This is a genomic window from Pseudomonas paraveronii (genome assembly GCF_963681955.1).
Classification (GTDB): Bacteria; Pseudomonadota; Gammaproteobacteria; order Pseudomonadales; family Pseudomonadaceae; genus Aquipseudomonas; species Aquipseudomonas paraveronii.
Genome location: NZ_OY817130.1, coordinates 936,727 through 961,886, shown reverse-complemented (window position 1 = coordinate 961,886; position 25,160 = coordinate 936,727). Strand labels below are relative to the sequence as shown.

The following is a 25,160-nucleotide window of genomic DNA, read 5'->3' as shown; positions in this document are numbered from 1 at the left end:
GCTCAGACCTCGACCCAGCGACGCAACAGGTTGTGGTAAGTGCCGGTGAGCTGGATCAACGCCGGGTGGTCGGGGACATCCGCGCTCAGTTGCTGGATCGCGCCGTCCATCTCGAACAGCAAGGTGCGCTGGCTGTCTTCGCGCACCAGGCTTTGGGTCCAGAAAAACGAGGCGTAGCGCGCGCCACGGGTCACGGCGTTGACTTTGTGCAGGCTGGAACCGGGGTAGAGCACCATGTCGCCGGCGGGCAGTTTGACCCGTTGCAGGCCGAAGGTGTCCTGGATCTCCAGTTCGCCGCCGTCGTATTCCTCCGGGTCGCTGAAGAACAGCGTGGACGACAGGTCGGTGCGCACCCGCTCATGGCTGCCCTTGGGCTGGCGCACGGCATTGTCGATGTGGAAGTCGAAACTGCCCCCGGCGGTGTAGCAGTTAAGCAGCGGTGGGAAGACTTTGTGCGGTAACGCCGCCGACATGAACAGCGGGTTTTGCCACAACCGCTCAAGCATCGCCGCGCCGATTTCCTTGGCCAGCGGGTGGCCTTCGGGCAATTGCAGGTTGTGCTTGGCCTTGGCGGACTGGTACCCGGCGGTGATTTTACCGTCGGCCCAGTCGGCGGCTTCCAGCGCTTGGCGGATGCGCTGCACTTCCTCACGAGAGAACAGGCCGGGAATATGCAGCAACATGGTCAATACCTGAGAGAGGAAAGACGTTAATGGTATTGATTCTTATCCACTCTGTAAAACACATAGACGAGCGAGATCGTAAAAACCGTAAGGGGGAAGTGTAAAGAATGTAAATTCAGTACGAATAGCAATGAATCGCAATTGATACAAAGTCTTGTTCAATCTATATTCCGCGGCCTCACATCCTTGGGGAAAGGACACGTCATGTCGCGCACTTGCTTAAAAACACCTGCCAGTTCACCACGCTTGCTGGCTTCGGCCATCGGCGTTGCTCTCGGCGCCAGCTCCGTCGCCCATCTGGCGCAAGCGGCCGAAGACACCGAACAGAAAGGCCAGCGCAACAGCATCTCCCTGGGCGCCACCAGCATCACCGGGGAAGAACAGGACGCCACCTCCTATCAGGTCGAGAAAGCCTCTTCGCAAAAATACACCGCGCCGCTGGTGGACACGCCGCGCTCGGTCACCGTGGTGCCGCAGCAAGTGCTCAAGGACACCGCTGCCACCTCGCTGCAGGATGCCTTGCGCACCGTGCCCGGCATTACCTTTGGCGCCGGTGAAGGCGGCAACCCCCAGGGCGACCGCCCGTTCATCCGCGGTTTTGACGCCCAGGGCGACACCTACCTGGACGGCGTGCGCGATACCGGCGGCCAGAGCCGTGAAATCTTCGACATTGAATCGATCGAAGTCAGCAAAGGCCCGAACTCCTCGTTCGGCGGGCGTGGCTCGGCCGGCGGCAGCCTCAACCTGGTGAGCAAGACGCCCCAGGCGCGGGACTTCACCAACGGCGGCTTCACCTACGGTTCCGACCAGACCCGCCGCTACGTGCTCGACGTCAACCGCCAATTCCTCGACGACAGCGCCGCGTTCCGCCTGAACCTGATGAGCCACGAGCAGAACGTGGCCGGCCGCGACGCAGTGAACTACGACCGCTGGGGCGTGGCGCCGTCGCTGACCTTCGGCCTCGGCACGCCGACCCGCGTCAACGTCAGCTACTACCACATGGAAAGCGACGACCTGCCGGACTCGGGGATTCCCTACGGCTACGGCTCCGCGACCGCCACCGCCCACAGGCATGACAAACCCAACGACGGCGGCGACAGCAATAATTTCTACGGCCTCAAGAGCCGCGACTTCCGCAAGACCCGCGCCGATATCAGCACGGTGTCCGTCGAACATGACCTGAACGACAACATGACGCTGAAAAACACCCTGCGCCATGGCAACACCGGCCAGGACTATATCCTCACGCAGCCGGACGACAGCAAACTCAACGTCAACAAGTTCGGCACCGTCTGGCGCCGCGCCAACAGCCGCGTGTCGACCACCGAGACCACCACCAACCAGACCGACCTGTTCGGCAGCTTCCAGGCGCTGGGCTTCAAGAACACCTACTCCACCGGCCTCGAATTCACCGGCGAAGAAACCCGAGTCAGCAGCTACACCATCAGCCCCAACGCCAACCCGGTCTGCACCGTGGCCAAAGGCAGCCTGGGCGGCCAATGCACCTCGCTGAGCAACCCGAACCCGGACGACGCCTGGACCGGCAGCATCGCGCGCAACTACAACGGCACCAACACCAAAGCCACCAGCCGCGGCGCCTACGTGTTCGACACCATCGAACTGGACCCGAAATGGCTGCTGAACGTCGGCCTGCGCTACGACACCTTCGACACCGTGGCCAACACCAACGCCACCGCCGGGCGCACCAAGATCAAGGAAGACAGCCAATTCTTCAACTGGCAGGGCGGCCTGGTCTGGAAACCGGTGGAGAACGCCAGCATCTATGCGTCCTACGCCACCTCGGCGACCCCAGCCGGTGGCCTGGTGGGTGAAGGCTCCGACGGCAACCCCCTGTCCGCCGGCGCCGCCACCAGCGACCTGCAACCGGAAGAAACCGTCAACTACGAGCTGGGCACCAAGTGGGATCTGTTCCACAACCGCCTTTCGCTGACGGCTGCGGTATTCCGCACCGAGAAGAAGAACACGCGCATTCTGGTCGATGCCCTGACCTACCAGAACGCCGGCGAATCCCAAGTCGACGGCATCGAACTCTCGGCCAGCGGCAAACTCACGGATCAATGGCAAGTGTTCGCCGGCTACAGCTACCTCGACAGCGAGCTGGTCAAAGCCGGGCGCAACGGGCGCAACGGGGTGGTCAGCGCCGGTTCCAACGAGGGCAACCAAATGCCCAATACGCCGAAGAATTCCTTCAGCCTGTGGACCACCTACGACATCACTTCGAAACTGACCATCGGCGGCGGTGCGTTCTATGTCGACGAGGTCTACGGCGATGTTGGCAACACCGTGTATGTACCGTCCTACACCCGCTACGACGCCATGGCCAGCTACAAGCTGACCAAAAACGTCGACCTGCAACTGAACGTGCAGAACCTGACCGACAAGACCTACTACGACAAGGCCTTCTCGACCCACTTCGCCAACCAGGCGGCGGGGCGCACCGCACTGTTGACCACCAGCTTCCACTTCTAAGCGGTCAACCATAAGCCAAAGCCCCACGCATCGGATGCGTGGGGCTTTTGCGTGCTAAACAACAAAGTTTCTCGACAACCCACGGCATAATGCGCGCCGTGCTACAGATACCCAGATGAGCGAGGCGGTCCGACGTGTTGAAGAAAACCCTGTTCCAGTTGCACTGGTTCTTCGGCATCACTGCCGGGCTGGTGCTGGCCTTGATGGGGATCACCGGGGCGGCGGTGTCGTTCCAGGATGAACTATTGCGCGCGCTCAACCCCAGCGTACTGAGCGTGGAAAAACGCGAGGCCGGGGTACTGCCGCCCGCCGAGCTGGTGCGCAAGCTCGAAGCCAGCGAAGGCAAAACCGTGTCGATGCTCTGGGTGGAAACCGACAGCGGCAGCGCCGCGCGCGTGTTCTTCACCCCACCGCCGGGCGAACGGCGCGGCCAGATGCGTTACTTCGATCCCTACACCGGCAACTACATGGGCGACGCCGTCGGCCAGGACGTGTTCGGGTTTATCCTGCAACTGCACCGCTTCCTCGCGATGGGCGACACCGGTCGGCAAATCACCGGGGCCTGCACGCTGATCCTGCTGTTCTTCTGTCTCTCCGGCTTGTACCTGCGCTGGCCGCGCCAGGTGGCGAGCTGGCGCGCGTGGCTGACCCTGGACTGGCGCAAAAAGGGCCGCAGTTTCAATTGGGACCTGCACTCGGTGTTCGGCACCTGGTGCCTGTTGTTCTATCTGTTGGCGGCGCTGACCGGCTTGTCCTGGTCCTACGAATGGTACAACCAGGGTCTGAACAAGCTGCTGTCCGACGCCCCGCAGAATGAACGGATGCGCAAACGCGGCCCGCCGCCGCAAGGCCCGGCGCCGGAGGCCAACTACGAGGCGATCTGGAGCAGCATCTACAGCAGCGCCGGCCCAGGCTTGAGCGCCTACAACATCCGCATGCCGGCGGTCGCCGGGCAGCCGGCCACGGTGTTTTACCTGCTGAAAGATTCGCCCCACGACCGCGCGCTGAACCAGATCAACCTGGACCCTGCGACCGGCACGGTGAAATCCCACGACCGCTACGCCAGCAAAAGCCTCAAGGCTCAATTGCTGACCAGCATTTATGCACTGCACACCGGCAGTTACTTCGGCCTGGTGGGGCGGATCATCCTCACCGTCAGCTCGCTGTGCATGCCGCTGTTCTTCATCACCGGCTGGCTGCTGTACCTCGACCGTCGCCGTAAAAAGCGCCAGGTACGCGATGCCCGCAATAGCCTCGGTGCCAACCACAGCCATGCACCGGCCTGGCTGATCGGCTTTGCCAGCCAGAGCGGTTTTGCCGAACAACTGGCCTGGCAGACCGCCGGGCAATTGCAGGCTGCCGGCTTGCCGGTGAACGTGCAGCCGCTGGGCAGCGTCAGCCAGGACCAACTGCGCCAGTCAGAAAACGCGCTGTTCGTGGTCAGCACCTTCGGCGACGGTGAAGCCCCCGACAGCGCCCGGGGCTTCGAACGCAGCGTGCTCGGCCAGGACCTGTCCCTCAAGGGTTTGAACTACTCGGTACTGGCCCTCGGCGATCGCCAGTACACACACTTCTGCGGCTTTGCCCGGCGTCTGCATTTCTGGCTGACCAACCAGGGCGGCAACCCGTTGTTCGCCCCCGTGGAAGTCGACAGCGGCGACACCCGCGCCCTGCAGCACTGGCAACAACAACTGGGCCAACTCACCGGGCATGCGCCGACAGCGGCGTGGCCGAGTACACAGTATGAAAACTGCAGCTTGAACCAGCGCACCCTGCTCAATCCTGGCAGTGCCGGTTCGGCGGTCTACATGCTGGAACTGACCGTGCCATCGGCACAAAGCTGGGTCGCTGGCGACCTGGTGGAAATCCTGCCGCGCAACGGCACCGGGGCCATTACGCAGTTCCTCGATGGCCTGGGCCTGGCCAGCCGCGAGAGCGTGCTGATCGACGGCCTGGCCCACACCCTCGACCAGGCCCTGGCCACCCGCCAACTGCCGGACAACCGCGCCCATCTGGTGGGCCTGCATGCCCAGGCGCTGGTGAACGCGCTGGCGCCCCTGGGCATGCGCGAATACTCGATCGCCTCGATTCCCAGCGACGGCGTGCTGGAGTTGATCGTGCGCCAGGAACGTCATCCAGACGGCACACTCGGCCTGGGCTCGGGCTGGCTGACCGAACACGCGGTCCTCGGTTCGAGCATCACCCTGCGCTTGCGCCGCAACAGTGCTTTCCACCTGCCGGACGCACCTGCGCCGTTGATCCTGCTGGGCAACGGCACTGGCCTGGCCGGTTTGCGCAGCTTGCTCAAGGCGCGCATTGCCGATGGCCAGCAGCGCAATTGGCTGCTGTTCGGCGAACGCACAATCGCCCACGACTACCTGTGCCAGGACGAACTGCAAGGCTGGTTGGCCAGCGGTGACCTGGCGCTGCTGGACCTGGCGTTTTCCCGCGACCAGGAGGAAAAGATCTACGTACAGGATCGCCTGCGCGAATCGGCGGACGTGTTGCGGCGATGGCTGGCGGACGGCGCGGCGATCTATGTGTGTGGCAGTTTGCAGGGGATGGCTGCGGGGGTGGATCAGGCGTTGATTGATATCCTAGGCCGTGAAGCGGTGGAGCGCTTGATCGAACAGGGCCGCTATCGCCGGGATGTCTACTGAGATCCTGCAGACACTGAAGAACCCATGTGGGAGGGAGCAAGCCCCCTCCCACAGTTTTTGACTGTATTCCAAGTCAGTTTTTGGCTGCACTCCAATCAGTTTTTTACTGCACCCTCAATCAGACCGGTTGCAGCTTTTGCTCGAACACTGAAACCCCATCCAGATCACGCAGCATCACCGTCAACTCCGCCGTCTGCCCATCGATCTGCACTTCGCCAAAAAACTGGAACCCGGCAAACGGCGAGGTGTTCTGCGCCGGCGGTGCTTTCTCGAACACCACCTGCGGGCCAAAGGTTTTATCCAGCGGATTGGGCCCGAAGCTCCCCGCATTCAGCGGCCCTGCGACAAACTCCCAGAACGGCTCGAAGTCCTGGAACGCTGCACGATCCGGGTGGTAGTGATGCGCCGCGCAGTAATGCACATCCGCCGTCAACCACACATGGTTGCGCACCTGCTGCGCGCGCAGAAACCCGAGCAGCTCGGCGATTTCCAATTCGCGGCCCTGGGCCGGGCCGGGGTCGTTGTTGGCGATCGCTTCCCAGCGCGGCACGCCCGGGCTGACTTCGCCGTCAGGCACGCCGAGGCCGATGGGCATGTCGGCGGCGATCACCTTCCATTGGGCCTGGGAGGCCTTGAGTTCGCGCTTGAGCCAGTCCAGTTGCTCTCGGCCGAGGAACGGTTTTGCGCCGCCCAGGTTGTCATCGTTGGGCCCGCGATAGCTGCGCATGTCGAGCACGAACACATCCAGCAGCGGGCCGTAACTGAGCTTGCGATAGATCCGCCCGCCGCCGTCGGCGCTTTGCCGACGCATGGGCGAATATTCCAGCCAGGCCTGACGCGCATGGCCGACCAGGGTGATGATGTCCCGGGTCTGGTAACGCTCATCGAGCTGCTTGCTCGGCGACCAGTTGTTCACCACCTCGTGGTCGTCCCACTGCCAGATCTGCGGCACTTCGGCGTTGAAGCGCCGCACGTTTTCATCCAGCAGGTTGTAGCGGTAATTGCCGCGATACTCATCGAGGGTTTCAGCGACTTTGCTCTTGGCCTCGGTGGTGATGTTGCGCCAGATGCGCCCGCCTTCGGTGGTCAGTTGCGCCGGCACCGGGCCGTCAGCGTAGATGGTGTCGCCGCTGTGGATAAAAAAGTCCGGCAGGCGCAGGCGCATGGCTTCGTAGATGCGCATGCCGCCGATGTCCGGGTTGATGCCGAAACCTTGGCCGACGGTGTCGCCGCTCCACACAAAACGAATATCGCGACGCTGTTGCGGCACGCTGCGCAGGTGGCCGAACCAGGGCTCGCTGGCGACGCCGGTCTGGGCATCTTCGAACTGCACGCGGTAGAAAATCGCCTGGTCGGCGGGCAGCCCGGTGAGTTCGACGCGGGCGGTAAAGTCGCTGCGGTTGTCGGCCAGCGGCGAGACGAATCGACGGGGGTTGCTGAACACACTACGGGTGTCCCATTCCACCACCATCCGCGCCGGGCGGTCGCTGCGGCTCCAGATCATTGCGCGGTCGCCGAGCAGGTCGCCGGACTGCACGCCATCGGTGAGTTGCGGCCGGTCCTTGACCGACGCAATCACCGCCGGCGCCAGCCCCGGCAACAACAGACCGGCGCCGACGGCTTGCATCACGCGGCGACGGCTGAGATCGAAGTGGCTCATGCAGATGCCCTCTTGAGTATCAAAAGGGAAATTTGAACACGCGAGGATGAAGCCGATATGACACCGCCTTCAAGGCCTCGCAAATCTAAATGTGGGAGGGGGCTTGCCCCCGATGGCGGTGGATCAGTCAATTCATGGGTGACTGACACATCGCCATCGGGGGCAAGCCCCCTCCCACATTTTCAACAGTGTCAGGCCTTGACTGCGGTGACCGCCAGTTCCACCGCTTCCGGGCGCTTGATCAGCGCGTACACCAGCCCCGTCAACACACTACCGGCGACTATCGCCAGCAAGTACAGCAGCGCATGGTTCATCGCATTCGGAATGATCAGCACAAACAAGCCGCCATGGGGCGCCGCCAGTTTGCAGCCGAAGTACATCGACAGCGCACCGGTCAACGCGCCGCCGGCGATGCTGGCCGGGATCACCCGCAGCGGGTCCTTGGCGGCAAACGGAATCGCGCCTTCGGAGATAAAGCACAGACCCAGAATCATCGCGGCCTTGCCGGCCTCGCGTTCGGTCTGGGCAAACTTGCGCCGGGCCAGGAAGGTCGCGATGCCCATCCCAATCGGCGGCACCATACCGGCCGCCATGGTGGCGGCCATCGGCGCACCGCTGGACGCCGCCAGCAAGCCGACGGAGAACGCATACGCGGCCTTGTTGATCGGCCCGCCCAGGTCAACGCACATCATGCCGCCGAGCAGGATGCCAAGCAGCACGGCATTGGTGGTGCCCATCGTGCTGAGGAAGTCGGTCAGGCCGGTGAGCAGACGCGCCACCGGCGGGCCCACCAGATAGATCATCGCCAGGCCCGTGAACAGGCTCGCCAGCAACGGGATGATCAGGATCGGCTTGAGCGGCTCCAGGCTTTGCGGCAGGCGCACCGCGCGGGTGATCAGCTTGACGCAGTAACCGGCAAGGAAACCGGCAACAATCCCGCCGATAAAGCCCGCGCCCAACGTACCGGCCAACAACCCGCCGATCATGCCGGGCGCCAGGCCAGGGCGGTCGGCAATCGAGTAGGCGATATAGCCAGCGAGCAGCGGCACCATCAGCATGAAGGCCTGGTCACCGACGGTTTTCAGCGCCGCCGCCAGGGTGCCTTTTTCTTCAAAGGCATGGATGCCGAACACGAACGACAAGGCGATCAACAAACCGCCCGCCACCACCATCGGCAACATGAACGACACGCCGGTCAGCAGGTGTTTGTAGACCCCGGTTTTTTCCGACTTGGCCACCGCCCCGCTCGCCGAGCTTTCCACGACGCCTTCGGCCAGGGCCTTGTTGAGGGTTGCTTCGGCTTGCTTGAGGGCAATGCCGGTGCCGCAGCGGTAGATCTTCTTGCCGGCGAAGCGCTCGGTGGCGACTTCGATATCCGCCGCCAGCAACACCACGTCGGCCTCGGCAATCGCTTGCGGGCTCAACGGTGTGCGTGCGCCGACCGAACCCTGGGTTTCCACCTGCAAGTCATAGCCCAAGCGCTTGGCGGTCTGCTGCAACGCTTCGGCGGCCATGAAGGTGTGGGCTACGCCAGTCGGGCAGGCGGTAATCGCGACAATCCGCGGGGCCTGTTTCGTTGCCGCCGGGGCTTGGCTGGCGACATACACCTGGGCCTCTTCGGCGCCACGGCGCAACACGGCCTCGACGTCCTGCAAGGCCTGGGCCGGGGTGCTCTGGAACACGCGCTTGCCGACAAACCGCTGCATCTCCACCGGCGTGCTGCTGACCAGCAACACCCACTCGGCGGCATCGAGCGTGGCCTGGGACAGCTGGCGTTCCGGGTGCTGCACGTCCACCACTTCGACGCTGGTGCTCCAGCCCTGGCGCTGCGCGGCGGCGTCAAGCAAACGGGCGCAGAGCACACTGGTGACCATGCCGTTCGGGCAGGCGGTAACAATGGCTAAATTCATCACAAACCCTCTTATTGTTCTGTCAGCGGGCGCACATGGACGCCGCTTTCGAGACGCGCCAACTGCGCGTCATCGCTGATGCCAAACCCGATCTGCGTGACGGCCATCGCGGCAATTGCCGTGGCGCGGCGCAAGGTCGTTTCGGGCGCATCGAAACCGAGCAAACCGTGGAGCATCCCGGCCAGCAGCGAATCACCTGCGCCGACGGTGCTGGCGACGCTGACCTTCGGCGGCGTGGCGTGCAGCGCCGTGCCTGGGCTGAACCAGTTGACGCCGTCGGCACCGTGGGAAATCACCACATGCTCGATGCCCTCGGCATGCAAACGCTCGGCGGCCTGGGCCTGTTGGTCGACGGAGTCCGTCGGGCAATCCAGGGCCTCGGCGAGTTCTTCGGTATTGGGCTTGATCAACCACGGGCTAGCCTTCAACCCGGCGCGCAGGGCTGCGCCGCTGGTGTCCAGGGCGACCTTCAAGCCGAGGTTTTTCAGTTGTTCCAATAAGCCTTGGAACCACAGCGGGCTGACGCCGCGCGGCAAACTACCGGCGACCACCACCGCATCGTGCCCCGGGGCAATCAACGTGAGTTGATTGAGCAACGCTTGCTGTGCCTGCTCGCTGACCTGCGGCCCCGGCGCATTGATGTCGGTGACGCGGCCACCGTGTTCGGCAATCTTGATATTGCTACGGGTCTCGCCGGGCACGCGGATGAACGCATCGACAAACCCACGGCGAGCGATCAGCGCCTCAAAGGCCTGGGGGTTGTCCGCGCCGAGAAAACCGCCGACGGTGACGTGATGACCGAGGTCAGCCAGCACTTGGGCGACATTCACGCCCTTGCCGGCGGCGTGGGTCAGCATCGCCTCGCTACGATTGACTTCACCGGGTTCCAGGCGCGCCAGGCGTACCGTGAGGTCCAACGCCGGGTTCAGCGTCAGGGTCAAAATCCTTGCCATCTACACGGCCTCCACAAGGGCTCGCACTTCGGCGGGCGAACCCACCGCGAGTGCTTGTTGTGCCAGGCCCTGGGCCTCGCTCAGACTGAATTCACGCACCCGCGCCTTCACCTCGGGAATGCTGCGGGCCGACACGCTCAACTCATCCACGCCGAGGCCGATCAGCACCGGCACCGCCAGCGGGTCGGCGGCCAGCTCACCGCACACGCCGACCCATTTGCCATGGGCATGGGCGGCGCGCACGGTGATGTCGATCAGTTGCAACACCGCCGGGTGCAGGCCATCGGCCTGGGCCGACAGCGTCGGGTGGCCACGGTCGATGGCCAGGGTGTACTGGGTCAGGTCGTTGGTGCCGACGCTGAAGAAATCGACTTCCTTGGCCAGCACCGGCGCGAGCAATGCGGCGGACGGCACTTCGATCATGATCCCCAGTTGCAGGTCGGCCACCGGGATTTCCAGGCGCAGGCGCTCGGTCATGTCCCGTGCCGCGCGCCACTCATCGACGCTGCCGACCATGGGGAACATGATGCGCAGGGGCCGGTTATCCGCCGAGCGCAGCAGCGCGCGCAACTGCGCTTCCATGATCTGCGGGCGTTGCAGCGTGAGGCGAATGCCGCGCACGCCGAGGAAGGGGTTTTCTTCCTGTGCGATCGGCCAATACGGCAGCGGTTTGTCGCCGCCCACATCCAGGGTGCGGACCACCAACGGGCGACCGCCGAGGCCGTCGAGTACGCGGCGGTATTCGGCTTCCTGGGTCGCTTCGTCCGGCGCCTGGGGGTGGGCCATGAAAATCAGTTCGGTGCGCAGCAGGCCAATGCCTTCGGCGCCCTGCTCCACCGCGCTCGCCACGCCGGCGCTTTCGCCAATATTGGCGAACACTTCCACAGCGTGACCATCGCGGGTCAGGGCCGGTTGATGGCGCTGCGCCGAGGCGGCTTGCAGGCGTTGTTCACGGGTGTCGCGTTCGACGGTGGCGCGTTGCAGGGTCGCGGCGTCGGCGTCGACATGCAGGCGGCCGCGCTGGCCGTCGAGCAACAACGGCGTACCGGCGGCCAGCAGCAACACGGCCGGGCCGGCGCCCACCAACGCGGGAATGCCCAGGGCGCGGGCGACGATGGCGCTGTGGGCCGTGGCGCCGCCACGGGCGGTGAGAATGCCAGCGACGCGCGCCGGGTCGAGGCGTGCGACATCCGACGGGCCGACTTCGTCCATCACCAAAATGTAGGGTTCGCTCGGTTCCTGGGCGGTTTCGACACCGCACAACTGCGCCAGCACGCGGCGACCGATGTCGCGCAGGTCGGCGGCGCGCTCGGCGAGCAGGGCGTCCTGCAACGACTCCTGCTGTTTGGCGGCGGCTTCGATCACGCTCATCCAGGCGGCTTCGGCGCTTTCACCCTGTTTGAGGCGGGTGTCGACGTCGTCGGTCAGTTCCGGGTCGTCGAGCATCTCTTGGTGGGTGATGAAAATCTCGCGGATCGCCTTGGCCTGGCTGCGTTCGATCAGGCCCTGGATATCGCGGCGCACGTCCGCCAGTGAGGCGTGCAGGCGCTGGCGTTCGATGCTCGAGGACTCGCCCCGCAGCGGATAGTCAAACGGTTGCAGCACCTGGATATGCGCCGGGCCGATGGCGATGCCGGGGGCGGCGGCGATGGCCTGGATCTGGCTGCCGGCCAGCGGCGCGCTGAGCGCCGGTTCGAGGTCCACGACGACGGCTTGCGCACTCGCGGCAGGCAGCGGCTCGACCTCTTCGCCGAGCCCCTCTTGCACCGCCGCCAATAACGCGGGCAGCGCATCGCCGGCAATCGCCGGCTCCGCGACAAACTCCAACACCTGGCCACGCCGGGCGCCGAGGCTGAGCAGCTTGCTCAGGCTTTTCACCGACACGGCGCCCACTGCGCCATCGACGATGCGCACGCGAATATCGCCGTCAAAACTCTTCGCCAGTTGCGCGAGGATCTTCGCTGGCCGTGCGTGCAGGCCGTGGGCGTTGGCCAGGGCGATGCGTGCGCTGGGCCAGTCGGGCGGCAACTCGCCGCCCAACACTTCAAGCACCGCGCGGCTGCTGGTGGCGCGGCCGAGTTCCTGGCCACGCCCTTCAATCAACAACGCACACAGGCGTTCGAGCAAGGTCTGGTGCGCTTCGCCGAGGCTGGCCAGGCAGAACAGACCGTTGAGCGGCTGGCCGAGGTAACGCATGGGTTTGTCCGGGGTGACAAACGCCAGCCCCGGGCGCTTGACGGTCTGCTCGCTGTGCAACCACCACAGGCCATCGCCCAGGGGCAGCGCATCGACCTGCTGCAACACGGCGGCAAAACCATTGCTCACACAATCGGCCTGGCGCAGCAGGCGGGCGCCGCGCCACACCAGTTCTTCAAAGTCATCGGCGGACACACCGAGCCCAATCATTTGCGCGTCCAGCGCCAATTCCTGCGGCGCGCCCTGCAGCAGTTTCAGCAACGCTTCGGCGGAAGCGGCGCGGCGCAGCGCCTGGCCCAGGTCGGTTTCACCGAGGGCGCGGGTCAGCAGTTGCAGCAGGCGCAGGTGCTCATCGGATTTGGCGGCAATACCGATCGCCAGGTAGACGATCTGGCCATCGCCCCAGTCCACCCCTTCGGGGAACTGCAGCAGGCGCACGCCGGTGGAAAACACCTGGTCGCGGGTTTCGGGCGTGCCGTGGGGGATCGCAATACCTTGGCCGAGAAAGGTCGAGCCTTGGGCTTCACGGCCTTGCAAGCCGCTGAGATAACCCTCTGCGACCAGGCCGTCGGCCACCAGTTTGTCAGCGAGCAGGTGCAAGGCAGCAGATTTATCCACAGCCGTCTGGCCCATGGATATCTGCTCTATGGTGAGCTCAAGCATGCCGTTCTCCTAGTTAGTGCGGCGGGCGCACTAGGTATTGTTTTGAATAAATCAGTCTAAAGTCGTTCACGCATAAACTGACTGAGCAGTCGCTTGGCAGTAATCACTCAGTGGCGAACATCGCAAAAATACGCTTGCTGAAACGTTTAATCTAGAATGCATGGCAGATTACGCGTTAATTGCGCATCCTTGAAGACCCTCTCGGCACCTGAGCTGAGACATTGGTCGTCTGCAGTAATCGGTTACGATTGGACAAACTGTCGGGGCAAGCTCTAAAAAACAAGGAAATCCCGGTTTGAAACTCAGTGATATCGCCCGTCTCGCCGGTGTGTCCGTGACCACCGCCAGCTATGTCATCAATGGCAAAGCCGAACAGCAACGCATCAGCAGCGCAACCGTCGAGCGTGTGCGTGCGGTGGTCCAAGCCCATGGCTTCACCCCCAACCCTCAGGCTGCCGGGCTGCGCAGTCGGCATACGCGCACCTTGGGTTTCATCCTGCCGGACCTGGAAAACCCCAGTTACGCACGGATTGCCAAGTTGTTGGAACAGGGCGCGCGCGCGCGCGGCTATCAATTGCTGATCGCCAGCTCCGACGACGACGCCGATAGCGAGCGCCAGTTGCTGCAACTGTTCCGCGCCCGACGCTGCGACGCGCTGTTCGTTGCCAGTTGCCTGCCGGCCAGCGATGACAGTTATCGCGAGCTGCAAGCCAAGGGTTTGCCGGTCATCGCCATCGACCGCGAGATGGACCCCGCGCAATTCTGCTCGGTGGTCAGCGACGACCGCCAGGCCTGCCAGCAACTGACCAGCAGCCTGCTGCAACCGTTGCCCAAGCAGATCGCGCTGATCGGTGCGCGGCCCGAGCTGAGCATCAGCCAGGCGCGCGCCGCCGGTTTCCGTGAAGCGCTGCAAGGGTTTGGCGGTGAAGTGATCGTTGAACACGGCGAAGCGTTCAGCCGCGACTGCGGCCGGCAACTGATGGAGCAATTGCTGCAGCGCCTGGGGCATTTGCCTGACGCGCTGGTGACCACGTCCTACGTGCTGCTGCAAGGCGTGTTCGACGCACTGCATGACTTCCCGCTCAAGTCGCGACCGCTGCGCCTGGGCACGTTCGGCGATACCCAGTTGCTGGATTTCCTGCCGCTGCCGGTCAATGCCATGGCCCAGCAACATCAACTGATCGCCGACACCGCGCTGCGCCTGGCCCTCGCCGCGATTGAAGAACAGCAGTATCAACCCGGCGTGAACGCCATCGGCCGCACCTTCAAGCAGCGTATTCACGAGGTGTGAGCGTGGAGCTGATCGACACCCACACCCACCTGGACTTCCCGGACTTCGACAACGATCGCCGGCAAGTCCTCGCGCACAGCCGCCAACTCGGTGTGCAGCGCATGGTGGTGTTGGGGGTGTATCAGCAGAATTGGCAACGGCTGTGGGATCTGGTGCAAGACGATGAAGGCTTGTTCGCAGCTTTCGGCCTGCACCCGGTGTACCTCGACGAGCATCGCCCCGCCGACCTGACGGCCCTGGGCGACTGGCTGACCCGCCTGCGGGGCCACCGGCAATTGTGCGCGGTGGGCGAGATCGGCCTGGATTACTTCCTCGAACACCTCGACCGCGAACGCCAGCAGCAACTGTTCGAAGCCCAACTCAAGCTGGCCGTGGATTTCCAACTGCCGGCCCTGCTGCACGTGCGCCGCAGCCATGCCGCCGTGATCGCCACCCTCAAGCGCATCCGCCTGCCACGGGGCGGCATCATCCATGCCTTCGCCGGCAGCCGCGAAGAAGCGCGTGAGTACATCAAGCTGGGTTTCAAGTTGGGCCTGGGTGGCGCCGCTACCTGGCCGCAGGCGCTGCGCATGCACAAAGTACTCGCGCAATTGCCTCTGGAGGCCGTGGTGCTGGAAACCGATGCGCCGGACATGGCGCCCGTCATGCACCCCGGCCAGCGCAACAGCCCGGAACACCTGCCCGAGATCTGCGCCGCGCTGGCCGAGCACATGGGCCTGAGCCCGTTATCGCTGGCGCAGGCGAGTACACGCAACGCGTGCGAGCTGTTCAATTGGTAGCGGGCTGACGGCCTGCAGGTCCAGGGTCATACGTTGCCGATGGCGGGCATAGCGCAACACCAGGAAATGGATCAGCACCGCCACCAGCGAAAGGTTGAGCTGCTCGATCATACTGAGCAAACCCACCCACTCTGCCACCAGTGCCACCAGCAAGGTCGCGCAGGTCAGGATGATCATGCTCGGGCGCACCAGCGCCCACTGGTCCAGGGCGCGAAATTGACGCTGCTGTTTGCGACACCGCAACTGCAGGCCCGACTGGCAATACGCGCACTCGAACGGTTCGTCGATGGCAATCGCGTTCAACTGCCAAGGCTTGAGTTCAAACGTCATGTCGCATCGGGCGCAGTGCCCTCTTATACCGAATGCAGCGATCATCGCCGTGCCTCCTTGGGACTGTGACCAGATGAAACAAATTTTCACCCATTCACGCCGCGAGAAAAGATACGTCGCAAAATCAAGACAAACGCTACGACAATAGAGGAAAAATCCTACTAATCAGCCCTACACCCGAAACGCGCCGATCAGTTGCTTCAGCTCGATCACCTGCTGCGACAACTGCCGGCTGGCCGCTTCGGTCTGATGCGCGCCGTCGGCCGCATGTTCGCCGGCGCGGTTGATTTCGACGATGTTGCGGTCAATATCGTGGGCGACAGCGGTTTGCTGCTCCACGGCGGCGGCAATCTGCTGGTTCTGATCCACGATCATGCCAACGGCGCCAAGAATATTCTCCAGGGCCTGCTGGACCTTTTCCGACTGACCCACCGTGCCTTCAGCCATGGCATGGCTGGTGCCCATGGCCTTGACCGCCGCGCCCACACCGCTGTGCAGTCGACTGATCATCTGCTCGATCTCTTCGGTGGAGTGCTGGGTGCGCCGGGCCAACGTGCGCACTTCATCGGCCACCACCGCAAACCCCCGGCCCTGCTCCCCGGCGCGGGCTGCTTCGATCGCAGCGTTGAGCGCCAGCAGGTTGGTTTGCTCGGCGATGCTCTTGATCACTTCCAGCACACTGCTGATGGATTGGCTGTCGGTGGCCAGTTGATTGATCACGCGTACCGACTCGTCGATCTCCGACGCCAACCGCGCAATGCTGCCTTGCTGGGACTGTACCAGGCCACGGCCGCTGACGGTTTCATCGTTGACGCTATGGGCGCTGCTGACCGCCGCCGCCGCGCTGCGTGCGACTTCCTGGGCGGTGGAGGACATCTGGTTCATGGCCGTCGCCACCTGTTCGATCTGGCTGCGCTGCCCGGATACCGCCTGGTTGCTTCGGGCCGAGACTGCCTCGACCTGGCCGGCCTGCAATTCGACCTGGCTGACAGTGTGCCCGACGCGCTCGATCAGGTCGTGGATCTTGGCCACGGTGCCATTGAACACTTGGCCCAGGTCGCCCAACTCGTCGCGGCTTTGGGCGACAAACGTGACCGTCATATCGCCCGCCGCCACCTTGTCCATCATCGCCCCCAGGCGCCGCAACGTCGTGCGCGTCGAGGCATAGAAACCGGCGTACAGATAAAAAATCAGCAAAAACACCGCCGCCAGGGCCGACACCAGCATCAGCATGTGCGTGCGGTTTTGCGTCAGCCGTTGTTCCAACTGCTGTCCGAGAAAACCCAGGGTGGCCTCATTGAGCTGGTAGGTCTGGGCCATCAACTGACTCACGTCTTCGTAGAAGCGCTGCCACGGTGCGTCGAGGGTCTCGGCCATCACCACCTGCTCTTCAAACAGTTCACTGCCTTGTTTGAGGCTCGCGTTGCTGGCCTTGGCCAGGCTGTCGAGCGCCGCGTGGGCAGGTTTGCTGGAACCCAGGGCGTCCTGCAGCTTCAAGCCGTATTCGGCCTGGAGTTTTTCCAACTGCTGCAACAGCTCGTCGAAACGCGTGCTGGAGGACGAGTTGAGAAAACCCTGGCCGAGGGAGTACGCGCCCATTGCGCGCCCTTCGCCCAAGGTCTGAGTGACCTGCGGGGTGACGCTGGTGATCAGCTCGCTGAGCTGGCGTAGATCGCTCTGCGGGTCGCGGCTCAAGCCGGATTGGCTGGCGATGATCTGGCTGAGCATCTGCGCCTTGTTCAGCAACTTGCCGATCAGCGCACTTTTGCTCAGCAGCGACGACTCCTGTTGCTGGGCCTTGAAGGCGGCGACCAGCTCGTCGCGCTTGGCGTCGAACGCGGCGACTTGTTCGGGGTCGGTGGCCATCGCGCGCAGGTCTTGCAGGCGCGCCAGCACGCTGTGTTCCAGGGTATTGATGCTGCTTTCCAGATCGCCCGCCTTGCCGGCTTGGCCGAGGGTCGCGTTGATCTGCACCTGGTTGTTGAGGGTTTCCAGGTCACGGCGCAAGGCCAGGCTGCTGCCGAGCAAATCCAGGCTTTGCAGTTCGATGCGAGTGCCCTGGAACTCACGCCAGGAGTCGCGCACCAGGAAATAGTTGGTCGCCAGCATCGGCAGCAGGAACAACACGCTGATCAAACTGAACTTCATGCCGAAGCTCAGGCGGTTCATCAGCGCGACGGCGGGATAGAGCAAGCTCTTCACAGGTGAACTCCCTTCCTATTATTTTTATTTGAGGCGCAGGGCGGCGGCAGATAGCCACTATTTGGCGCTCTGCTTGTATAGCTCAAATCGAAAGGGAGTTTTGTAACGTAAAGTTAACGAGCTGTGGGAGCAGGCTTGCTCCCACAGGGATTGACCGTGAGCGCTAGGGCAACACGGTCCAGATGGCGAAACCGGCATACCACAGCACCGCCGCGCGCAGCAGCAGTTCCCACAGGCGATCCAGGCTGTTGATGCCGTCGGCACCCACCACCGGTGGCGGGATTTCAGCGGCCACCAAGCCGACTTTTTCCACCAGTTGCGCGGCACTGATGTCCCAGCTCAACAACTCGTGGAGCATCACACGGCTGACCGCGACAAAGTTGCCCACCAAGGCAAAACTGGCCGCCAGCAAGCGCACCGGCAACCAGTCAAAGGCATGCCGCAGTTGCCCGGCACGCTCGACCACCAGGGGGTTCTGGCTGTGTTCACTGGCCAACGCCAGCAGGCGATAGGCCAAGGCCGCGACCGGGCCCAACAGGAAATACCAGAAAATCACCGCAAAAAAGCTCTGGAAGGCTTGCCACAAGAGATGCCCCTGAACACGCTCCAGCAATTGCTCGCCACTGTCGGCACCGACCTTCAGGTCACGCTCGGCCACATGCTCGGCGGCTTGCAGGTCGCCGCGCCGCCAGGCATCGCGGAATGGGCCGAGCCCCGCCAGCAGATCACCGCGCCCCAGGCTGTAGATCAGCACCAGCAGGTGTACCGGCAGCGCCAACAGGCCGTATGCCACGGGTTCCAGCACCAGCAGCAACAAAGCCAGCACGGCCACCGGCAGCAACACCAGCAGCGCCAGAATCAACCAGGGCTGTTTGCCGAGGCGCGGGCTCGATTCCAATCTCGCCAGTTCGCGCAGCCATCCGCCGTCGCGCTGCAATTTTTGGCGCAAGGCCGAGAACTTCTCGATCCAGACCGCCAGCACCAATACCAGGAAACTCATTGTGCGTGTTCTCCATCCTGCAGGGCGCTACGAAAGCGCACCCAATCAAAAGCGGGCCCGGGATCGGTCTTGCGCCCCGGGGCGATATCGCTGTGACCACAAATGCGCTGACGGGTGATGCCCGGGTAAGTCGCCAGCAACTGACGTGTCAGGTCGATCAGTGACGCATATTGGGCATCGGTAAATGGCAGGTCATCCGTGCCTTCCAGTTCGATCCCCAGGGAAAAGTCATTGCACGTTTCGCGCCCCTCGAAGCTGGAAACCCCGGCGTGCCAGGCGCGGTCGAGGCAGGACACAAACTGCGTCACCACTCCGTCGCGCTCAATCAGAAAATGCGCTGACACGCGTAGGTCAACAATCCCTTCATAGTAAGGATGTTCCGTGACATCCAGGCGATTCTGGAAAAATTCCTGCACCTTGCCGGTGGCGAACTGCGCCGGCGGCAGGCTGATGTTATGCACCACCAACAGCGAAACTTCGCCTGCGGGTCGCTCGTTGAAGTTGGGCGAAGGGCAATGACGAACACCCTGGCACCAACCGCTGACGGGGTCCAACTGCATACAGGTTCCTTGAGTGTGACCAATTGTGGCCAGTATGCCGCGTTCAGCCCTGTGGTTGCGATCACTTGCCGCGATTGAATTGACTCAGGTTACCCGTCACCGTCGCCAGCGCACGCTCGAACAGCGGGGCATCGTCCAGGATACGCAGCGCGCCACGCTTGAACGCCTGGGCCAGTTGGCCGGCGCTGTGCTCAAGCACCTTGAGCCCGCTGCGGTTGACGAAAACATAGCGATCGGCCGGCGCCATGATCGTGTTCAGTTTGCAGCGCAGGATGGTTTCCGGGGATTCCTCTAACTCCAGCCAAACGCCGATGCGCAATTGGCGCGCTTTGAGCAAGTCCGGGTCATCCGCCGCCAGGTCTTGCGCAGCATCGGGCAAGCCTGGGTCAAATACGAAGGGCTCACGCACCTCGATCAACGTCTCGATACCTGCGAACGCCTGAACATGCAGGGCCTGCAACCGAACAAAGAACTCACGGGTGCTGAAGGGATCGAACGCCGCGCCGGTCAAACCGTTGCGCAACGCCTTGAGCAAACCCGGCAACTGCGCCAGCAAATGCCGCCCGGCCTCGGTGTCGTCCCGCAGACTCACGCTCCAGATCAACTCGTCGAGGGTGCGCAACTCCGTCTGCCACTGCACCGATTGCTCGCCGTGCTTGAGACTGGCCAGCAACAGCACCTGGCTCCAGGCCTGCTGCACAAACTGCACCACCGCCCGTGGCAGGACCTTGCCCAGCAAGCGCCGGTTCAGCACGTCGGCCACGCGCTGGCGGGCAGCGTCGGTACGCAGGCGTGCGGCCTCGGCGTCGCGGGTGTGCTGTTCGAGCAACGCACTGCGCCGGCGCTCGTCAGCGGTAAACGCGGAGAACTCCGACAGCAGTTCGGAAAAAATCGCCGGATCTTCGGCAAAGTCATTCAGCAGACGCTGCACCACCTGCTCGATGCGCAGGTACACGCCGTCACGCGAAGAATCCTCAGCCGGGCTCCAACCGATGGCGGCGCTGCCGATTTCGTTGAGCAGCCGCCGCGCCGGATGGCTGGCGCGGCTGAAAAGGCTCTTGTCCAGCACCGCCAGTTTCAGCATCGGGATCTGCAGGCGGGCGATCAAGGCCTTGAAGGCGTGCGGGACGGCGTGGTCATGGAGGATAAATTCGAACAACAGCGCGACCAGATTGATCACGTCTTCGTCGCACGCTTCCACGATTCTGGATTTACCGCTCTTGACGCTGACACGCGTCAGCAGTTGCTTCAGTTGGTTGCGCAGATCGAAGTCATCCTCGACGCCCGGCTCCGGCACGTATTGCTGCAAATGGGACAGCAGGCGCAGTAGGTCGCGGGTGGCGATGGGCTGGAGCTCGGCGCTGGCTTCCAGGGTGGGCGCTACGCTGCCCCGCACAGCCGCCAGCAGTTCCCGCAGTTCGGCAAAGGCGTGCTGGCCGTTTTCATCGACCGGTTGATCCGCCGCCGGCAAGCGCTCTGAACGCTGATGCTCGCGCACCACGCGCCCACCGGGGCGGCGGGCCGGCACCACCTTGAGTTCAGGCAGTACGCCCGTAGCGACCAGCAACTGATTGGCGTCTGCGTACAGGTGGTCGGCGTCGCTGAGCACGTATTTCTCAAAAAGTTTGAGCATGATCAGTTTGACGCGAATCTCCACGCCCAGGCTGCGTCCCGCGCGCAGAAAGAATTCGCACAACCGCGCCGGGCCCAGGGGGTTCTCACGGTCATCCATGTACCTGCCCAGCAAGGCACTCAGACGAGCAGTCAGTTGCTCCAGGGCCAGGCCGTCGCGTTGCCGTACCCGCCCGAGCATGGCGTCCAGCGCCAGTTTTTTTTCCAGATCATCACGTGAAGTGCCCGAGACCGCCTCGTAGGACACCACCGGCACCATCTGCAGCTCACTGCACCGCGCCACGCCCAGGTTAGCGAAGGCCTTGAAGAGCTGCTCCATGAACACGCGTTCGAAATTCTTGCGCTTGAGCCGCAGGTCGCGCATGGCTTCAAAGAAAATAGGATGGTCGACGTTGTTACGAGCCTTGTCGGCCATTTCGAACAGGCTGTCGTCAGCGTTATCGAACAGCTCCTGCAGACCTTGTTGCAGTTGCTGCGCAGCCTTGTCGCGAACCTGCAGCAACACCACCGGCAGCCGCGCGAGCGGCGATGGCGCGGTCTGTGCCTTATTGATCGGCACCACCTTTCCATCATTGTGCATCCTGGCCTCCTGAAACCGCGGTGTGGGTTGGGCAAAGATCGGCGACAGGCCCCTCTGGGCACTGCGTATACCCGGTGTTCACCAGGACGTCAAAGCTATGACGCCAATTGCAAGGCGCGAGATTATCTTGCAAATGAGGGGAGTTGCGCCAGTGAACTCTGTCATAACGATGTAAATGAGCAGGCCACTGGGTTCAAACGCACACTGCCCCTATAATCGCCGCACTTTGTTTGTGGAGCCTGTTATGCCGAATCTCCGTCTTGCCGACCTCACCGCCGAAATCGAAGCCAACGTGCGCCGCGCACTGCTGGAAGACATCGGCAGCGGCGACATCACCGCGCAATTGATCCCGGCCGAACGGCTGGCCAAGGCCACGATCATTACCCGCGATGCGGCTGTGATCGCCGGCACGGCCTGGGTGGACGCGGTGTTCCGCCAACTGGACCCACAAGTCGCAGTGCATTGGCAGGTGGCCGACGGTGAACGCGTCAGCCCCAACCAGGCACTGTTTCACCTCGAAGGCCCGGCACGTTCGCTGCTCAGCGGCGAACGCAGCGCACTGAACTTTCTGCAGATGCTCTCCGGCGTGGCCACGCGCGCCCAGTACCTGGCGGATTTCGTCGCGAGCACTCAGGTCAAGCTGCTGGACACACGCAAGACACTACCGGGCCTGCGCCTGGCGCAGAAATACGCCGTGACCTGCGGCGGTTGCCACAACCATCGCATCGGTTTGTATGACGCGTTCCTGATCAAGGAAAACCATATCGCCGCCTGTGGTGGCATTGCCCAGGCGATTTCGGCCGCGCACAAGATCGCCCCGGGCAAGCCGGTGGAAGTCGAAGTGGAAAGCCTGGACGAATTACGCGAAGCGTTGGCGGCGGGCGCCGATATCATCATGCTCGACGAACTGAGCCTGGACGACATGCATGAAGCCGTGCGCCTGAACGGCGGCAAGGCCAAGCTGGAAGCCAGCGGCGGGATCAACGAAAAAACCCTGCTGCCCATCGCTGAAACCGGGGTGGACTACATCTCCATCGGCGCGATGACCAAGGATGTGAAGGCGGTGGACTTGTCGATGCGCCTCAGCCTCTGAAGCTCGTTGCAGGAGCCGGGTTGCCGGCTCCCGCAACAGCCGTTCAGACCACCAGGTTATTCATCTCGCAATACTCTTCCCATTCGACGCCGAGCACTTCAGCCGCCTCTTTGTGCAAGACCAGCCGTGCGGCTTCGAACTCGTCCGCGGTCGAGGTGTACTTGAGGGTCAGCTCCCATGGCTGAAGGCCCTGACTCTCGGCCTCGTCCTCGAATGCCCACTGAATCTGGTCGCGCTGATCATCAGCGCTCAGGTCCTTGATCTCTTCTTTAAGTTGCGACGATTCCCCGAGGTATTTGTCGAGGGCTGCTTGGTGCCGAACTTCTTGGGTCATTTCAGTCGTGGTCATGTTGTTCTCTTAGATCTAGGAATGGGGATGCATCTGGGTCATCAAGGTTGCGCAGATACAAAAGAGCGGGCACGAATGCCGACTCGCCTGGCCTTCAGAACCATTCTGGGATCATCTGAAAACGGTGTTGCCTTGGTGCCCGAGACAGGAATCGAACCTGCGACCTTCGCGTTACGAGTGCGCTGCTCTACCGGCTGAGCTACACGGGCGGTTGGCTAAAGCTAGCACCGCATCGGGCGTCCGGCAACTCACTGACGTCGCAGGGCAATCACCCCTTGAGCCCAGAAGCGCGGCTGCAGGTGCTGGTTGCCGTCCTCAAGATAATCTTGCTGGGCTTGCTCGATGTGCGGCGCATCACGCATCACGACCCACACCAGCAACCCAACGGACAGCACACCCGCCACTCGCCACCCTCGCCAGGCCCATGGCAGCGACGCGCCAGGTGCGGCGCGCCACACGTGCAGTGCCATCAACCAGCCCACCACCAGCGCCAACCAGACCTGCGAGTTGGGCATCACGATGACGCCGTCGACCATCGCTTGCGTGAGCGCACCGAGCAACGCCGCGAACAGGCACCCACGCAGCACGTCCGCACGCGCTGTGGAACAGGCACGCGCCCGCAGTACGCCGAGGGTGGCCCAGCCGCCGCGCCACGCCAAAACAGCCACGCACAGGGCCGATGGGACACCCCACTCGCTGGCCCATTGCAGGATCGCCTGGTGCGGATGTGCGGCGATCGGGTTGGCGATATCCGCGAAGTGCATCGGCCCAAACCCCAGCCACGGACGCTCGACGATCATGTGCCAGGCCTGCAACCAGATCGGGCCACGCCCCGACAGCGAAGTGGTGAGGCGATCGCTGACGCCACTCCCGACCTCAACGCCCAGCACGCCCGCCAACAACGTGAAAAACGTCCCATACAGCAACAAGCCGCCGCACACCGCGGCCAATTGCCACGCCAACCAGCGTCGCCCCCAGGGCCCGAGCAGTGCCAACGCCACACCCGCCACCGCCATGCCGAGCCAGGTACCACGAGTACCGCCGCTGATCGCAATCAACCACCAGATACACAGCAACGCAAACACCGCGCCGCGCACCGAGCGGGAGACCTTGGGCATCAGCAAGGGCAGCGCCAGCAACGGCAGGGTGAAGGTCTGGAATTGACCGTAGAAACGCTTGTTGGAAAACCCGGACAGCAGCGCATCCGGATCAACAACCCGCGCGCCACTGGTGAAAGCGAGCGCGCCTGCGTACAGGTATTGGATCGACTTGATCAGGCACAGCAGCAGCACAATCAGGATCAGCACGCGGTCCAAAGGCTCACCCGCGTGCCGGCGCAGCAGGGCAACCGCGACGGCGATCGCCCCACAACTGATGAACAGCGCAACCTCAGTGAAGGCCCAGAGCGGCTGATGGGCCAGTGCCGATGACACCAGGCCCAGCACAACGATCAGCGCCAGGCCCAGCGCCGTCGGCCGGTCCACCAGACGCTCGACGGGAACGACCGTCAGCCCATACACCACCGCACACAGGCCCATGGCCACCTGCATCGCGCGCTGCCAATCATGCCCGCTGAACGGTGCGCAGATACCCAGCGTGAGCAAGCACGCCGCAATCACCAGGAAAGTAGTGTCGCGCTGCTGCGGGGATAACGACATCAGCCACCTTTACGTCCGTGTGGAGGGTTTGGCAGTCATGCCCCGTCGGCGCCACACCCTTTGGCGGCGTACTTGGCCTCTGCCGTCGTGGTGCATTTCCAGCCGGCGGTGGCGCTGCGCGTCAGGGTGATGGTCTTGCCCAGTACCGGTGCCGGGGCGTCGAGTATTTCGCAACCGATGGAACCGGCGCCGGTGGCGACATCCCCAGTCACATCGATTTTGCAGTTGGCCGTCGGGCTGGTGCCACCGATCAATGGCACGGTAGGCGGCGTGCCTTGGTTGAATACATCCTCATAGCCGGCTTTCAACGCCGTGATTTCAGCCAACCCCGCCGTGAACTTGGCCTTGGCCTGGTGCGTGGTGTACATGGGCAAGCCAATGGTGGCCAAAATGCCGATGATTGCCACGACGATCAACAACTCGATCAAAGTAAAACCTTTCTGACGCATCACATTGCTCTCCAGAATAAAA

At 63.2% G+C, this 25,160-nt stretch carries 18 protein-coding genes, 1 tRNA gene and 1 pseudogene; 5 read left to right on the top strand and 15 right to left on the bottom strand.

The features are described from left to right. Window positions 1-2: 2 nt before the first annotated feature. A complete protein-coding gene (locus U5A08_RS04240) occupies window positions 3-683 on the bottom strand; it encodes a Fe2+-dependent dioxygenase (protein WP_247395531.1) in 681 nt (226 codons plus the stop codon). Between the two features lie 204 nt (window positions 684-887). Between U5A08_RS04240 and U5A08_RS04235 the strand changes: the two genes are divergently transcribed. Further along, window positions 888-3,173 (top strand): TonB-dependent receptor, encoded by a 2,286-nt coding sequence (locus U5A08_RS04235; protein WP_321850469.1) that lies wholly within the window; start codon window positions 888-890, stop codon window positions 3,171-3,173. 134 nt (window positions 3,174-3,307) lie between these two features. Beyond that, window positions 3,308-5,833: a PepSY domain-containing protein gene (locus U5A08_RS04230; protein WP_321850468.1), complete on the top strand. Its 2,526-nt coding sequence runs from the start codon at window positions 3,308-3,310 to the stop codon at window positions 5,831-5,833. Window positions 5,834-5,951: 118 nt separating this feature from the next. Here the strand turns inward: U5A08_RS04230 and U5A08_RS04225 are convergent, their stop codons facing one another. From U5A08_RS04225 to ptsP, 4 genes are all read right to left on the bottom strand, one after another. Continuing rightward, entirely contained in the window at window positions 5,952-7,493 is a 1,542-nt protein-coding gene (locus U5A08_RS04225) for an alkaline phosphatase D family protein (protein ID WP_321850467.1), read from the bottom strand. Window positions 7,494-7,684: 191 nt separating this feature from the next. Further along, window positions 7,685-9,403 carry a PTS fructose-like transporter subunit IIB gene (locus tag U5A08_RS04220; RefSeq protein WP_321850466.1) on the bottom strand — a complete coding sequence of 573 codons (1,719 nt, stop codon included), beginning with the start codon at window positions 9,401-9,403 and terminating at the stop codon, window positions 7,685-7,687. An 11-nt stretch (window positions 9,404-9,414) separates the two neighbouring features. After that, window positions 9,415-10,356 (bottom strand): 1-phosphofructokinase, encoded by a 942-nt coding sequence (gene pfkB, locus U5A08_RS04215; protein WP_321850465.1) that lies wholly within the window; start codon window positions 10,354-10,356, stop codon window positions 9,415-9,417. After that, window positions 10,357-13,215 (bottom strand): phosphoenolpyruvate--protein phosphotransferase, encoded by a 2,859-nt coding sequence (ptsP, locus tag U5A08_RS04210; protein WP_321850463.1) that lies wholly within the window; start codon window positions 13,213-13,215, stop codon window positions 10,357-10,359. A 295-nt stretch (window positions 13,216-13,510) separates the two neighbouring features. On the opposite strand from ptsP, the gene cra reads away from it, so the two are divergent. Beyond that, window positions 13,511-14,506, top strand: coding sequence for a catabolite repressor/activator (gene cra / locus U5A08_RS04205; RefSeq protein ID WP_321850462.1), 996 nt, complete (start codon window positions 13,511-13,513; stop codon window positions 14,504-14,506). 2 nt (window positions 14,507-14,508) lie between these two features. Next, entirely contained in the window at window positions 14,509-15,285 is a 777-nt protein-coding gene (locus tag U5A08_RS04200) for a TatD family hydrolase (protein WP_253393367.1), read from the top strand. Here the strand turns inward: U5A08_RS04200 and U5A08_RS04195 are convergent. The 6 genes and pseudogenes from U5A08_RS04195 to U5A08_RS04175 all read right to left on the bottom strand — a co-directional run bounded on the left by U5A08_RS04195 (window position 15,232) and on the right by U5A08_RS04175 (window position 21,589). Further along, entirely contained in the window at window positions 15,232-15,660 is a 429-nt protein-coding gene (locus U5A08_RS04195) for a hypothetical protein (protein WP_253393366.1), read from the bottom strand. The two genes, U5A08_RS04200 and U5A08_RS04195, sit on opposite strands and share 54 nt — an antisense overlap. A gap of 126 nt (window positions 15,661-15,786) precedes the next feature. Continuing rightward, a complete protein-coding gene (locus U5A08_RS29805) occupies window positions 15,787-16,491 on the bottom strand; it encodes a methyl-accepting chemotaxis protein (protein ID WP_425262669.1) in 705 nt (234 codons plus the stop codon). A gap of 153 nt (window positions 16,492-16,644) precedes the next feature. Continuing rightward, window positions 16,645-16,842: pseudogene (locus U5A08_RS29800) on the bottom strand (HAMP domain-containing protein); the annotation flags it as partial. Between the two features lie 1,138 nt (window positions 16,843-17,980). After that, entirely contained in the window at window positions 17,981-18,817 is an 837-nt protein-coding gene (gene ampE / locus U5A08_RS04185; RefSeq protein WP_321850458.1) for a regulatory signaling modulator protein AmpE, read from the bottom strand. Next, entirely contained in the window at window positions 18,814-19,377 is a 564-nt protein-coding gene (ampD, locus tag U5A08_RS04180; RefSeq protein WP_321850457.1) for a 1,6-anhydro-N-acetylmuramyl-L-alanine amidase AmpD, read from the bottom strand. Before ampD ends, ampE begins: the two co-directional genes overlap by 4 nt. Before the next feature lie 61 nt (window positions 19,378-19,438). Beyond that, entirely contained in the window at window positions 19,439-21,589 is a 2,151-nt protein-coding gene (locus U5A08_RS04175) for a DUF1631 domain-containing protein (protein WP_321850455.1), read from the bottom strand. Between the two features lie 244 nt (window positions 21,590-21,833). Between U5A08_RS04175 and nadC the strand changes: the two genes are divergently transcribed. Next, window positions 21,834-22,682, top strand: coding sequence for a carboxylating nicotinate-nucleotide diphosphorylase (gene nadC, locus U5A08_RS04170; protein WP_321850453.1), 849 nt, complete (start codon window positions 21,834-21,836; stop codon window positions 22,680-22,682). Window positions 22,683-22,725: 43 nt separating this feature from the next. Here nadC and U5A08_RS04165 read toward each other — a convergent pair whose 3' ends face one another. The 4 genes from U5A08_RS04165 to U5A08_RS04150 form a co-directional block, all read right to left on the bottom strand. Continuing rightward, window positions 22,726-23,031, bottom strand: coding sequence for a DUF6388 family protein (locus tag U5A08_RS04165; protein WP_253393360.1), 306 nt, complete (start codon window positions 23,029-23,031; stop codon window positions 22,726-22,728). Window positions 23,032-23,164: 133 nt separating this feature from the next. After that, window positions 23,165-23,240 (bottom strand) — tRNA-Thr (locus U5A08_RS04160). 39 nt (window positions 23,241-23,279) lie between these two features. After that, window positions 23,280-24,689, bottom strand: coding sequence for an O-antigen ligase family protein (locus U5A08_RS04155; RefSeq protein ID WP_321850451.1), 1,410 nt, complete (start codon window positions 24,687-24,689; stop codon window positions 23,280-23,282). Window positions 24,690-24,724: 35 nt separating this feature from the next. Continuing rightward, window positions 24,725-25,138, bottom strand: coding sequence for a pilin (locus U5A08_RS04150; protein WP_321852171.1), 414 nt, complete (start codon window positions 25,136-25,138; stop codon window positions 24,725-24,727). Between the last annotated feature and the right edge of the window lie 22 nt (window positions 25,139-25,160).

Excerpts from the sequence above, each read along its gene's own strand:
- nadC (WP_321850453.1), top strand. The coding sequence starts at position 21,834 with ATGCCGAATCTCCGTCTTGCCGACCTCACCGCCGAAATCGAAGCCAAC.
- U5A08_RS29805 (WP_425262669.1), bottom strand. The coding sequence starts at position 16,491 with ATGTCCTCCACCGCCCAGGAAGTCGCACGCAGCGCGGCGGCGGCGGTC.
- pfkB (WP_321850465.1), bottom strand. The coding sequence starts at position 10,356 with ATGGCAAGGATTTTGACCCTGACGCTGAACCCGGCGTTGGACCTCACG.
- U5A08_RS04235 (WP_321850469.1), top strand. The coding sequence starts at position 888 with ATGTCGCGCACTTGCTTAAAAACACCTGCCAGTTCACCACGCTTGCTG.
- U5A08_RS04240 (WP_247395531.1), bottom strand. The coding sequence starts at position 683 with ATGTTGCTGCATATTCCCGGCCTGTTCTCTCGTGAGGAAGTGCAGCGC.
- U5A08_RS04225 (WP_321850467.1), bottom strand. The coding sequence starts at position 7,493 with ATGAGCCACTTCGATCTCAGCCGTCGCCGCGTGATGCAAGCCGTCGGC.
- U5A08_RS04150 (WP_321852171.1), bottom strand. The coding sequence starts at position 25,138 with ATGCGTCAGAAAGGTTTTACTTTGATCGAGTTGTTGATCGTCGTGGCA.
- U5A08_RS04165 (WP_253393360.1), bottom strand. The coding sequence starts at position 23,031 with ATGACCACGACTGAAATGACCCAAGAAGTTCGGCACCAAGCAGCCCTC.
- ampE (WP_321850458.1), bottom strand. The coding sequence starts at position 18,817 with ATGAGTTTCCTGGTATTGGTGCTGGCGGTCTGGATCGAGAAGTTCTCG.
- ampD (WP_321850457.1), bottom strand. The coding sequence starts at position 19,377 with ATGCAGTTGGACCCCGTCAGCGGTTGGTGCCAGGGTGTTCGTCATTGC.
- ptsP (WP_321850463.1), bottom strand. The coding sequence starts at position 13,215 with ATGCTTGAGCTCACCATAGAGCAGATATCCATGGGCCAGACGGCTGTG.
- U5A08_RS04220 (WP_321850466.1), bottom strand. The coding sequence starts at position 9,403 with ATGAATTTAGCCATTGTTACCGCCTGCCCGAACGGCATGGTCACCAGT.
- U5A08_RS04155 (WP_321850451.1), bottom strand. The coding sequence starts at position 24,689 with ATGTCGTTATCCCCGCAGCAGCGCGACACTACTTTCCTGGTGATTGCG.
- U5A08_RS04175 (WP_321850455.1), bottom strand. The coding sequence starts at position 21,589 with ATGCACAATGATGGAAAGGTGGTGCCGATCAATAAGGCACAGACCGCG.
- U5A08_RS04195 (WP_253393366.1), bottom strand. The coding sequence starts at position 15,660 with ATGATCGCTGCATTCGGTATAAGAGGGCACTGCGCCCGATGCGACATG.